Source organism: Microcoleus sp. PH2017_12_PCY_D_A (genome assembly GCF_020738565.1).
Lineage (GTDB): Bacteria > Cyanobacteriota > Cyanobacteriia > Cyanobacteriales > Microcoleaceae > Microcoleus.
Genome location: NZ_JAEQCI010000038.1, coordinates 22,314 through 36,149 on the forward strand (window position 1 = coordinate 22,314; position 13,836 = coordinate 36,149).

The 13,836-nt window shown below is 48.7% G+C and carries 5 protein-coding genes; 1 reads left to right on the forward strand and 4 read right to left on the reverse strand.

Annotation, left to right across the window (positions count from 1 at the left end; genetic code table 11):
* Window positions 1-134: 134 nt before the first annotated feature.
* Window positions 135-5,666, reverse strand: coding sequence for a PAS domain S-box protein (locus tag JGK39_RS11640; protein WP_293251379.1), 5,532 nt, complete (start codon window positions 5,664-5,666; stop codon window positions 135-137).
* Window positions 5,667-6,146: 480 nt separating this feature from the next.
* Between JGK39_RS11640 and JGK39_RS11645 the strand changes: the two genes are divergently transcribed.
* Window positions 6,147-9,959 (forward strand): sugar-binding domain-containing protein, encoded by a 3,813-nt coding sequence (locus JGK39_RS11645; RefSeq protein ID WP_293296512.1) that lies wholly within the window; start codon window positions 6,147-6,149, stop codon window positions 9,957-9,959.
* A gap of 193 nt (window positions 9,960-10,152) precedes the next feature.
* Here JGK39_RS11645 and JGK39_RS11650 read toward each other — a convergent pair whose 3' ends face one another.
* From JGK39_RS11650 to JGK39_RS11660, 3 genes are all read right to left on the reverse strand, one after another.
* On the reverse strand, window positions 10,153-10,398 hold the full coding sequence (locus tag JGK39_RS11650; protein WP_293251383.1) for an HNH endonuclease: 246 nt from the start codon (window positions 10,396-10,398) through the stop codon (window positions 10,153-10,155).
* 154 nt (window positions 10,399-10,552) lie between these two features.
* Entirely contained in the window at window positions 10,553-10,999 is a 447-nt protein-coding gene (locus JGK39_RS11655) for a KGK domain-containing protein (RefSeq protein ID WP_366048871.1), read from the reverse strand.
* A gap of 287 nt (window positions 11,000-11,286) precedes the next feature.
* Window positions 11,287-13,713 (reverse strand): dynamin family protein, encoded by a 2,427-nt coding sequence (locus tag JGK39_RS11660; RefSeq protein ID WP_293251385.1) that lies wholly within the window; start codon window positions 13,711-13,713, stop codon window positions 11,287-11,289.
* Window positions 13,714-13,836: the final 123 nt, after the last annotated feature.

Below are 13,836 nucleotides of genomic sequence, written 5' to 3' on the forward strand. Positions count from 1 at the left end.
AGCTCAGAGCGCTCAAGCGCAACTACGTACCTGGAGGAGCGCTCAAGCGCAACTACGTACCTGGAGGAGCGCTCAAGCGCAACTACGTACCTGGAGGAGCGCTCAAGCGCTCAAGCGCAACTACGTACCTTCTGTTAGTGTAAGGTTTTTAACTGAGCTAAAACTGTGGCGAATCGAGCAGAATCGATCGGCTTTGCTAAGTGTTCGTCGTAACCGGCCTCGATCGCCCGATGCCGGTCTTGTTCGCTAGCATAAGCTGTCAGGGCCACCGCCGGCAAGCGCTTAATTTTGTCAGCTTCCGACGATCGCACTTTGCGGATCAGCGAATAGCCATCCTCAATTGGCATCCCGATATCGCTGACTAAAATATCCGGCGGCGACTGCTGTAAAATGTCGATCGCCTCGACGGCTGAAGCAGCAGCCATCGCCGTCGCCCCCAACTGTTGCAGCGCCACAACCAAAAAGTCGCGGTTGTCGGGTTCGTCATCAACTACCAACACTTTTAAACCCGCCAAATTACCCGGACTCACGGCCGCTAATTGCCTTTCCTCTCTCAACTGCTGCTGCTGACTCCGGCGCTGTTTCAGGGGCAGCATTACCGTAAATGTCGCACCCTTGTCTTTACCCGGACTTTCGGCGCGTACAGTGCCGCCGTGGAGTTCCACCAAGTGGCGGACGATCGCCAATCCCAGTCCCAAACCGCTGTCAGCCCGAGTAATGGAGCCATCTGCTTGTCGGAAGCGATCGAACACGTAGGGCAGAAACTCAGCAGAAATGCCCTTGCCGGTATCGCTAACAGTAATTTGCACGAAATTAGGTGATGGGGAATTAGCCACAGCTAACGCTTCCAAGCGCACTTCCACAGTTCCCCCAGAAGGCGTAAACTTCACGGCGTTAGTCAGCAAATTCGACACTACCTGCTGCAACCTCTGGGCGTCTCCCCACATCAAACTGACTGCGGGGTCAAATTCCGAGGAAATATTCACCGACTTAGCCTGAGCGGCGAAACAAACTGAATCCAGAGCAACTTCGAGCGTCTTTCTCATGACGAACCAGCCGGGTTTCAGAACCAGCTTGCCTTGAATAATCCGGGAAACGTCGAGCAAATCTTCGACTAGCTGCGCCTGCACCCTAGACTGACGCTCGATCGCCTCCAAACCCGAAGCTAAAGAATCTTCCGTGTACGGGCGGCCGCGCAGCATCTGGGCCCAGCCCAGAATCGCGTTTAAAGGCGTGCGGAGTTCGTGGGAAAGAGTGGCTAGAAACTCGTCTTTTTGGCGGTTGATGGCTTCTGCTTCGGCCCGCGCGGCTTGTTCGCGATCGAGCAACTGAGCGAGTTCTGCCTCGACTTGCTTGCGATCGCTGATGTCGGCGACGATCGACATACAGTTAATGTTACCATTGCCGTCGCGGACTGGAGTTGCCCACAAACCGATGTCGATCGAGCTGCCGTCTTTCCTTTGGCGCTGGGTTTCCATGCCGGCGATCGCGTGTCCGGCGCGAATTCCTTTCAACTTCGCCCTGAATTCCTCCCGCTTGTCTGGGGGAACGCTGGGCACGAATTGACCTACCGCCTCTGATTCTGACCAGCCAAAAATCCTCTCTGCGGCTGGGTTCCACATTTTCACAATCCCGTCGTCAGCGCTAAAAACGGTAATTGCTAGGGGACAAGCCCGGATCAAGGCTTCTAAAGTTTGATTGATTTGCGATCGGGCTTCCTCTGCTTGTTTGCGATCGCTGATATCGACGTTCACGCCGATCGCCCGCAGGGGCAAACCGCGATCGTCCTGAAACACCCTAGCCCTGCAAGCAATCCAGCCCGCGCTTTTGTCCGGGCGGCAGATGCGGTACTCAATGTTTAATTCCTCCCCGGAGGCCGCCGCCGCCTGCACCTGCTGTTCGGTGAAAGCGCGATCGTCTGGATGCACCATTTCCAGCCAAGTTTCATAGCTGTTTAAACCGCCGGCCTGCAGCCCGTACAAAGCCTCTAACTCCGGCGTACACGCGACGGAGCCGGTTTGGACGTTCCATTCAAAAGTTCCGATTTTGCCTGCTTGCTGAGCGATTTGCAGGCGTTCTTGATTGTTTTTGAGTTCTGCTTCCACCCGCGCGATCTCGGTCAAGTCGATGTAGAATCCGACGATCGTCTCCGGTTCGCCCTTATCAGGACACAAAGTCGTCCCTCCCATCAAAATCGGGACGCGGCTGCCATCTTTGCGGATGTACTCTTTCTTGAAAGGAGTTGCGACTCCCGTAGCCCGCAGTTCCCCGGCCGCCAAGGCGTCGAGGTGGAGGTATTCGGGGGGGGTCATCCTGTCCCACCGCATTTGACCCGAGAGCACGTCTGAGCGGGTGTAGCCGACCATGTTGAGCAGGCAGTCGTTGGCGTAGGCGATGCGGCCGGTAAAATCGCCGATCGCGACTCCGAAAATATTGGACTCAAACAAACGCCGGAATATGGCTTCGCTTTGCTGCATTACCCGTTTTGCTTGCTTGCGATCGGTGATTTCGGCAACTACGCTGCTGACTCCCAACAGCGTTCCCGATTCATCGATCACGGGGTAAAAGCTGACTTGCCAATCCCGCACAACTCCCGGCTGCTGGAGGGTTGCAGCCTTAATTTCCAAGTCGAGCACGGGGGTTTGCGCCGCCAGCACTTGGCGGTAAATCGGCTCTACCATATCGGCGATTTCTGGAATCGCTTCTCTGACTGTGCGCCCGATGTGATCGGCGATCGTGCGGCCGTTGATCGCAGCGAGGCATTCGTTCATGCGGACGTAGCGCAAATTGGTATCGACAAAGGACAGCCCGACTGGTGTGGTGTTGTAAACTAAGTCGAGTTCTGCTAGTTGGCGGCGGATGCGAATTTCGTTTTCTCGGATCTGGTTTTGAGCTTGTTTGCGATCGGTGATATCGAGTACGAAAAATGCTCCTTTGTCTGTGCATCCTTGCAAGTTTCCGGCGCCGATTAATATCGGGAAGCGCGAGCCGTCAGAGCGGATGTATTCTTTTTCATAAGGCGTGCAACTTCCGAATTCTGCGATTTGGGCGATGGCGCTGCGATCGAGTTCTGCGTATTCCGGCGGCGTGATATCGACCCAGCGGATTTGTCCGGAAACTAAGTCTTCCGTCGTACATCCGATCATTTCCAGCAAGGCGTCGTTAGCTTCAGTAATTGCGCCGCCCCCATCCCAGAAACCGATGCCGATCATATTAGAATCTACCACGCTGCGGAAACGCATTTCGCTTTCCCGCAACGCTAATTCTGTTTGTTTGGCTGCGGTAACATCTGCGAGAATTAAGCCTGCTCCGATGATTTCTCCCCTTTCATTTTTCACCGCGTAGTAGTTGGCGAGCCAGTAGCCGAAAGCTCCCGGTTTTCCAGGATGTTCGCCGCTGATTTCTACGTTTAAAACAGGCTCGCCAGTTTCTAGAACTTGCTCAATAAATAAACAAGTTTGGGCGGCTGATTCTGGCAACAATTGGCGGTAGTCTTGACCGATATGCTGTTCGGCCGGTAAACCGTTGAGTTCTGCTAATACTTGATTGATGCGGATAAAACGCATTTCGCGATCGAGAAAACAAATCGCTAGGGGAGATGCTTCTAGGAGCGAGTCAATTAAGGCAAAGGATTGAGCTGTTTGTGATAGTGCTTGCTGCGCTTCTGCATAAAGTCTGGCGTTGTCCAGGGCGATCGCCACGCGGTATGCTAAATCTTCTAGCATTGCCATGTCTTCGGCGCTGTAGCGGCGCCCCAACTTTGAGGTAAAGCAAGCGATCGCACCCATTACCCGCCCGCGCGCTTTCAGCGGTACGCAAGCGTGAGATCCAATATTGAGCGATTCCCTACGGGATAGCTTCGCTTCACGCAGTATTTCCATTTCAGCAGCATTTTCGGCTGCTGCTGCTAAAATTTCCTCATCCACTTCGGCAATTAGCTCGGATTTTCCGCTGCAAATTACCAGCGGATAGCCGTTAACAGCATTGTCGGCTAAGGGGCTGCGGATTCTCAAGTTATTAATCGTATCAACCGTAGAGGCTTCTGCGTGAGCTACAGCGACTCGGCGCACTTTTGAGTCGGTTTCGGTCAAATCAATGTAGCACCCGTCAGCAACGGAATTTACTGCTAATTCTGCTACTTTTTGCAGCACCGTTTCCCCGTCAAACGCATCAGCCAGCAAAATGCTAACTTCTGCTAAAAATGCCGATCGCTGCTGTTCTATTTGGGCTTTTTCCCGGGCTGCTTGCTCGATTGTCAACTGCAATCTTTGAGTTTCTGCAAGTTTGAGTTCTGTGATATCGCGGGCGACAATTAAAGCCGATTCTGGTACGCCGTCTTTGTCAAATTCAGGAACTACACGAGATTGATAACTTCTGATACCGTCGGTTGAATAAGCCTGAAATTCGATGATTTCTTCTCGACCTGTTTCTAACACTTTTCGCAGGGTTTCATCCCACACCTGGCACAGTTCCGGCGGCGTTCCTAGGTCTTGACTGGTTTTCCCGAGGAAGAATGAAACTGGTTTTCCTTGGCTTCTGGCAACTGCTTGATTGACATAAATATAACGCTGTTGTTTGTCGGTGCGGATAATCACATCGGGCGTATTTTCTAGCAGCGTTCTCAGTTGCTGTTCGCTGCTAGCCAAAGCTGCTTGTGTTTGTTGTCTTTCCGTGACATCTCGCACCGTACCAACGTGTCCGATGAGTTCCCCGGAGTCGGAGAACATCGGCGCACAACAAACGTTAATCCAGCGGACAATCCCGTCTGCTGTTTGCAGGCGATACTCGATCGCATATTCCCCAGCTTCCCGAGTATAATCCAGCCATTGGCTCAATACGCGCGATCGGTCTTCCGGGTGAATGCAATTCTCCCAACCTTCTCCTAAAAGTTCTGCCAAACTCAAGCCGCAAATCGCCTGAGTGCGAGGGTTTGCATAGGTGTAGCGCCCCTCGAAATCTGCCATAAAAATTCCCATCGGCGAACAGGAACTCAAACAGCGAAATCGTTCTTCTTGAGCTTGCAGCGCTTCTTTAGCTACTGTTAGCTCAGCCGTGCGCTGTTTGACGCGGGTTTCTAGCTGGGCGTAGGATGAAGCTAGGGCTATTTCTGCTGATTTGCGATCGGTAATATCGATGCCACTTGCTATCACATATTCTACCAAACCATCGCCACCCAGCATCACAGTATTCGACCAAGAAATGAAGCGCTTATCACCATTTTTAGTGCGCCAATAGTTTTGATATTCGGTGTAAACAACTTCGGTATTGAGGTTAGAAAAAACTGTTTGAACTGGCTCAACTTCTTCGGGAATCAAGAACAGATCCCAAACATATTTATCCAGAACTTCTGCTACCGAGTAGCCTGTGGTTTTTTCGCAAGCTTCGTTGAAGCGGACAATCCGTCCTTGGCTGTCGAGAACTACAATTAAGCAAGCCGTCGTGTCAATTACTTTTGAAATAATCTGGCGTTCTATTTCTAGTTCTTTTTCTGCTGACTTTAAGCCAAAATACCAAGCGCCAACCATGGCAGCGGCAAAAAGTAAGATTGCAGCAGTTGCCTGGAGTGCAAATAGTAACAGAGTTGTCAGCAGTAAGGCCGTGCCTGCGCTAAATGTAGCAATGTTATAAGATTTAATGGGTAAGGGCAAGACCTGAAACCGACTCATTTTTTTTAACCTGTAGCGATGGCGCGATCGCACTATTTCTTTTTGGGCCTCTAAAACAACACTGTTAAAACTAATTAGGTGTTTTTTCTATACCAAACCACATTTGTGGGAACCCTGCCATCTTCCCACAGACAGATTTGCCGAAGTCATTAGTCATTAGTCATTAGTCATTAGTCATTAGTCATTAGTCATTAGTCAGTAGGTAGGGGCGGTGGATGGTGCGTGCCCGCCCTCAGTAGTCAGTAGTCAGTAGTCATTAGTCATTAGTCATTAGTCAAAGGGAATAAGAAAAATGCTCCCACTCTCCCCCCTCTCCCCCTCTCCCACTCTCCCCCTCTCCCCCTCTTCCACATCTCCCCATCTCCCCCTCTCCCCCTCTCCCCTTTCTCCACTCGTCTAAACCAAGCAATTGATGCACGCAGCAGCTTATGATAAATGAAGCGACAAACTGGATAAGCTGATTTCAGGGAGCAACTTAGGATGAATCACAAGCTGGCAAAAATTATCGGATTATTTTTCGCAGCCGCCATCGTCTTCGGATTCATCGGTTACGCCCTGCAAAATCCCTACTCGGTCAGCAAGTCCGTAATGTCGATCGGCTTTCCCAATCTTACCCCAGCTACCGCCAGCGCGATCGACAACCAGCGCAACCAAATCTATCTCAACGGCACCTGGCAATTTGTCCCCGCCACAGGCAACCCCCAAAATCCCCCCGCCTCCCCCAATTGGGGCTCCATCCAAGTACCCGGAGACTGGCAAGAAGAAAAAAACGAATTCATACCCGGAATCATCACTCGCGGCACCGGCAAAGACTGGGAAAACTTCAACAGCAAACAACTATCAAAAGCTTGGTATCAGAAAAAAATAGACATTCCCGGCGACTGGAAAAACAGCCGAATTTTTATCGACTTAGCCCGAGTCAGCACCGATGCAATTATCTTTGTCAACGGCATTAACTGCGGTCAAATCGAATGGCCCTACGGCAATGTTGAAATTACCAAAGTAGCCAAACCCGGTCAAAATACAATATCTATTTTAGTCGCGGCAGTCTCCGACGAAAAAGACAAAGCCGTGATTATGAGTCCTACAGAAATCTACACCACAAAATCCAACTTGCAATCGCGGGGAATCATCGGCGAAGTCAGAGTTTTGAGCCTTCCCCCAGGCCCGCTAATTAGCGACGTATACGTCCAAACTTCCACCAGAAAGAAACAAATTAAATTAGATGTAGAACTCAAAGACATTACCCAAAACGGTCAAGTTCAGCTTGTAGCGCAAATGCTCGACGAAAAAGGCAAAGTCGAACAAAAATTTACAGGCAGTGCCACTGTTCAAGCCAAACCAATTCAAACAGTAAAAGTCCAATGGGATTGGCAAAATCCCCGCCTTTGGGATGCCGGCAAACCCAACCTCTACACCCTGCAACTAGAAGTAACAGGCAGCGGCGTAAAAACGCAATACAACCAACCCTTCGGCTTCCGAGAATTTTGGGTAGAAGGGCGCAAGTTTTTCTTAAATGGCACCGAATTTCGCCTCCGCCCAACCTTGCATTCCGACACTTGGGAAGGCGGCACAATAGAAGTTTCAGACAGTTTAATAGACGCCTATGTCAAAGCCGGTTTCAATATAGCAGAAATCTGGCCTTGGAATCACGACGAACGGGGTAGATGGCACTTCCGAGAACTATTTTCAGAACGCGCAGATCTCAAAGGTTTTCCAATTATGGCTCCCGCATTAGATATTACCCCCATAGCTTGGAGCGAACAGTGGAATAACCGCCAAATTATCGATCGCTGGAAAGCACGAATGACAGCAGAAATGCGCCGCTACCGCAATCATCCCTCAGTATTAATGTGGGCGACAAGTCCCAATTATTTCGGCAACGGCGACGACCAAAATCCCCGCCGCATCGGCAAGAAAACAGTAGAAGGAACAATCGGCCCCGTGGAAGACCAACGGTTGCGGGCAAAAACTCCCTTAGGAAATGAAGCTTTTGCTGCTATGAAATCCGTAGACCCAACCAGACCTGTAATGGTACATCAAGGCGGCACTTTTGGCGATGTTTATTCGCTGAACTCTTATTTAAATGTGATACCGTTGCAAGAAAGGGAAGAGTGGATTTCCGAGTGGAGCAAAACCGGAGAAATGCCCTATATGGTGGTAGAATTTGGCACGCCCCTGCACGCGACAATGATGCGAAACCGCCAAGGTTTTGATAAAGTGATTGTTAGCGAACCTTGGATGACTGAATTTGCAGCAATTTACTTGGGAAAACAGGCTTACGAGTTAGAAACTCCGGGTTATAGAAATAAAGTTCGCGAGCAATTTGTCAAGGATATGCAGTATAAAAGCTGGCATATGAGCAAGGATTTAGATTTTGCCCCAGCTTTTCAAAAGTTGCAGCAGTTATTTAGTACAAATACTTGGCGGACTTGGCGGACTTTTGGAATGTCTGGAGGGATGATTCCTTGGCAGCAAGGACACGGTTGGGATGTTTCGGATGCTGGCAGAACTAAGGTGGATATTGGGGGATTTCAATCGGGTCGCCGGGGCGTTTATTTGAAGCAAGTGTCGAAGAATCTGATGAATCATTTGCAGCCCGAAGCTTACAAAATTTATCCGGCAGGGGAGGCAATTATCAATAATAACGGCCCGACTTTGGCTTGGATTGCTGGTTCTAATCAGGCTTTTGCTGCGAAAGATCGCAGCTTTTTTGCAGGCGGAAAATTGGCTAAGCAAATAGTATTAATTAACGATACCAGAGGGTCGCAGGATTTTGCATTAAATTGGCGAGTTATGGTCGGGGGAGAAGAGGTCGGCACTGGCGAGAAGAAGGGGAAAATTGAGACGGCAGGCACGCTATTTTTCCCAATTGACGTGAAATTGCCAAATACAATTTCTAGCAAAGCTGACGGCGAAATTAGTTTAACTGCACGAATTGGCGATCGGCCGCATTCCGATACATTTGCTTTCCGGGTATTTGCCAATCAAGCCAAAATCAAGGATACGCTGACAATCTTCGATCCTGTTGGCAAAACATCAGCCATGTTAAAGCAGCTAGGTTATAGTCTGGTGCCTTGGAACGGTTCCCAAGTTTCATCGCTATTAATTATCGGTCGGGAAGCCTTTTCTAGCGGGCAAAATTTTCCCGGAAATTTAGAAAATTTCGTGCGAAACGGCGGCAAAGCAATGGTATTTGCTCAGCGCCGGGAATGGCTAAAAAACATGGGTTTGCGGGTGGCCGAACACGTCAGCCGCCGCGCCTATCCAGTAGATAGCAACCATCCAGCAATTAGCGGTTTAGACGGTGAAGATTTGCGGGATTGGATGGGGGAAAGCACGCTGGTTGAAGCTTATCCAGATACAACTCAAACTGGGTCAAGATTGAGTCCGGCAAATATGCCTTGGTACGGCTGGCATTGGGGAAATCGCGGCGCAGTCAGCAGCGCTTCAATGGAGAAGCCGCACCGCAGCGGTTGGCGGCCAATTTTGGAATCTGAGTTTGATTTAGCTTATTCGCCGCTGATGGAATTGGATTATGGAAAAGGGCGACTGATTTTAAACGAGTTGGATGTGGAAGACCATTATTCTGTAGATGGTGGGGCGGCGCAGTTAGTCCAACAAATTGTGAGTTACGGGATGAATTCTCCGGTGGTTGGAAAGCCGAATAAAGTGGTTTTAATTGGGGGAGACAAGGATGCCAAGAAGTTGGACAGTTTGGGGGTAATTTATCAGCGGGCTAGTGTGCTTTCTCAGGATGTTGGTTTGGCGGTTGTGGGTGCCGAAGCGAATCTGAAAGATGCAGATTTGCGCGCTTATTTGAATGGTGGGGGGAATGCGTTTTTCTTGCCGCGTCAAGTACCTGTTGCGGGTTTAGGCGTGGGTTTGCAGCAGGCGAAGGATTTCGGAGGTTCGCTGGCGGTGCCGGGTTGGGATGAGGTGAAGGGGCTTAGCGGTTCGGATTTGCGATCGCGCTCTTTTTATGATACTTGGTTGATTAAGTCTGGGGGAGAAATCGGTGCTGACGGTTTGTTAAGCCGGGTTGCTGTAGGTAAGGGGGTGGCGATTTTCTCTCAAATTGACCCGGATAGTTTGAATGCTGATGCTAAGACTTATTTGCGTTTTACTCGCTGGCGGCAAACTCGGGCAAATGCTCAGATTTTGGCTAATTTAGGGGCGAGTTTTAGGGCGGATGGTGCTGTATTTAACGGTTCGAGCCAGGAGTTTTATCACCCGGATTACAAGACGGATTTTGAGAATGGGGACGATCCTTATCGGTATTATCGATGGTAGAATTTATAAGGTTTGTAGTGAGGACTTTAGTCCGCATTGGGTCAAAATTTCTCAGAACGGACTGAAGTCCGCGCTACAAACAGATAATTGAGGTTTGTAGTGAGGACTTTAGTCCGCATTGGGCAAAAATTTCGATCTAACGGACTGAAGTCCGCACTACAAACAGTAATTTGTATTTCTATCGAACTAAATATCACAGGTCAAAGTGTCGCTTAAAGCGCGGGTCTAATTTGTCGGTTTTCTGTTGGTTGCAGGTGCGGCAGAGGGTTTGCAGGTTGCTGATGTCGTTGCTGCCGCCGCGGGCTAGGGGGATGATATGATCGATCGACAGTTCTGCTTCTAGTTTGGTTTGGCCGCAGCTTTGGCACTGGTATTTATTGCGAGTGAATACGTATTTTCTGACTTCTGGGGGGATGGGAATTCTGGGGGTTTTGCTCATCTTGTTTTGCTTTATTATCTGCTAATTTTCCAGATTATGTAGGGTGCGCAATGCGCACCGGTGCGCATTGCGCACCCTACTGGGGGTTTTACTCATGAATTGTTCGGTTGATTTTCAGGGTTTAGCGCATTGCGCACCCTACTGGGGGTTTTACTCATGAATTGTTCGGTTGATTTTCAGGGTTTAGTAGTTGGCGGCGCAAATCATCGAGGGGGGATTCTGGTTGGCTAGCTTCTGACTCGTCGTTTTCTGGTGTTTCTTCTACTTCAGGTTCGTCTGGGCAAAACTCTATAGTGACATTGAGTTTGAGTTTAATCTTTCCTTTCTTCCAGCCCTGAGCACCCACTCTGAGAATTTCACAATCTATACCTTCACCAAACCAGTTCTCATATAAACGACGTGTTTGATCGGTAGTTAAAGCTACATCAATATTTAGGGCTTGCTGGCTTAAGAACTGATTGAGTGTTTGTCCTAACCCATTTTCAGGCAAAACTCTATTTACTGTTTCCTTAAGTTTTTCTATTTTAAGCATTGCATGACTAAAAGATAAAGCATCATCATTACCGCAGTTGTGAAAATCAAATTTATCTTCGATATTAATCTTTAAGTCTTTTCAAATGTTATCCTAACTATTTTAGAGTAGCATCTCTGTTTTGGCAAGAATCCCGGCGGTTAGAAACCGCGGCTATACAAACGATGTCCGGATGGTGCGCGGACTAAGAATGTCTTCAACCCGCGCACCATCCGGGTTTTGTCTGTGTAGCCGCGATTTCCAATCGCCCGGTTTCCTATACAAACAATGTCCGCCTCCGCGGAATAAGAATCTCTTCAACCCGGGTCGGCGGGTTTTGCCTGTGTAGACGCGATTTTCAATCGCCTTAATTTCAATCATTCACAATCCACAACCACGCTATTATTATCTCCAATTACAGGCAACAAATGCTCGTGCAACTTCATCGCCTGCAAACAGCTATTAATCCCGGAAACCGCCCGATCGTACTCTTGAATCTTCTCTTCATTCTCAGCTTGCAGCCGCAGATTCTTAGCAATCTTATCCTCAGCTTCCTGCGCCAAAGTTTGCTCCAAATAATCGCGGGCTTGACTGTATTTCTGCAAAATATCATCAGCTTGCTGTTCCGCCATCGGTAACAAATGCTCTTTCAGCGTTTGATTCACAGTTTGGCGGAAAGTTTGCCGAATAGTTTTAGACACTTTCGGCTCGAAATCTAGCCTCAATAATTGCCGAATTGCTGGTTGCGCGTCCACCATGTTTTCGCAGTCAAAACCTTGGGATGTTTGCTGCAATGTTTCCCGGAATTGGTAAATCGAAAACGTCCCTTCGTCGTAAAAACGGGGACTTTCTCGCACGTAGCGATCGCACTCCACGCCCGCCGCATTCACCAAAGCACGAGAAACCTGCTGTGACAACTCCTGTAACTGCTGTTCAATTCCCCCGTCATTCCCCAACAACCGATAAAGCAATCGATAGTATTCCGACTTGCGAACACTGTCTTTTAAATACTGGAAATAATTCTCAACCAGTGACTTAGTAGCCTCTACTAAAATATCTTCCAACTGATTCGCTAAATAATAAAGCGCTTCAACTAAAACCGCAATTAAAGGTGCAGTAGCATTGCGGGGATGAGTCATCAAAGTGCGTCCGTAAGCCGCCTCAACCGAAAATCCGTCTAACAATTCATCCAAGCGGCGAATCATCCGAGATTGCAGTTGGCGAAAATCTGTATCGAAAATATCGCATTTATTCATAATCATTTCATTGATTTCTGTGGCGATATGTTCGCGAAATTCCTGTCCGACTTGCTGCAATTCTTGATTTAAGCGCAAAAGTTCCTGCGCTTTCATCGCTTCTATTTCGCGGGGCTGGCTGTCTAAATTCCGCTGAATTGTTTGGTACTGTTTCCGCAGTTGAATGCACAAATCTTCTAAATCGTCAGCGAGATTTCTGAACAGTTGCGGGCGCTTTTCTTTGGTGAGATAATCGGTAATACCTGTACGGAAATCTTCGATGCCGCTATCTTGAATTAATTGCTGAATTAACGGTTGACCTTGTTCCGCCAGAATCCGCACGTAGTTTTGACTTGGCGTTTCGTAGCTGTTAACTGAAATCCGAAATTTGCTGGGAGATAGTTTCCCGGAATTCGCGCAGTAGCGGTTGAATTCGCTGACGAATTGCGGTGTTTTTTCACTGTTTGCGATCGCGCCATCACTCGCATCTACCCGATCGCGACTTTCGACAAATATGCTATCCAAACCAAAACGATCGCGCCCCGTTGTCCCTTTTATCAAACTCCCGTAAAATCCCAGCAACCCGCTGGTTTTATAGACTCTGGCGGTGTCGCGAAAGTCGGAATTAATCAGATTTTCCAAGCGCTGGATCAGTTGCGCGTTGTACCAAGTTTCGTCAATGCGGTTGAAAATGTAAAACAGCCGATCGCGAATTCCGGGATTCGATCGCGTTTTCTCCATCAACTCCGTCTCTTCCGTCGTCATTTCCCCAGACGACGCAGCCTTCAAAACGCAGACAACCGCCGAAGTATCCGGGCTTTCAATCTTATCATAGGTCAATTCCGCATCCTGTTTGACAGGCGCATCAATTCCCGGCGTATCAATAATAATATTGCCATCTTGCAGCAGCGGATGACAACAATAATATTCAACTCGCTTGAGTACAGCACTGTTGCTACCGCGCCGCGCATAACTAGCAGCTTCCTTGAGATTGGAAAAGTTAAACTGTGCCATCGAATATGTGGCATTTGCGACAGTTTGGATGCGCTCGCGATTCGCTGCAAACCCTTCTAGCAACAGTATCAAAGCCTTAGCTTTTTTAGCTCGCTCCGATTTATTTTCTCCACCTTCTAGTTGAATAATTGTCTGACATCCCTTAGATAAATTCGTCGCTACATCTGTTTGATTAACATCGATTTCAGTAGTTAAATTCAACTGAGTGCAAAGAGCATACGCTTGAGATTTAATCTCAACTTCGCTCAAAAAAGTGAGAACAACGCGCTCTTTATCAGCAGATTCAGCATAGGCGATATAGCACTCAGTACCCGTTGCGTGTCCTTCCGCACTGTATAGCAATTCTCGCTCCAGCAAAGCATTAATCAGCATCGATTTTCCCGCACTGAAAGCGCCCGCAAACACAATCTCAAACTCGGGAGAAATTGCCTTTTTCAGAGAAGCTTGTACCGCCGTGATATCTTGTTGTCGCAAAGACGATTCCTGACGCAGCAGTTGCAGTAGAGAGTCAACTTGCTCTTGCAGGTTGTTGCATTGAGGCGGCATTTGAGTCATTGCTGCAGACTGCTCCTGATTGTGGGAAAATTAGCTTGTTGTTAATCTTCGGCTAGTTCAGGAATAATTGCAACAGTAATTTTACTTATGTTATCCGGGATTGCTGAAAGTGCGATCCTCTTC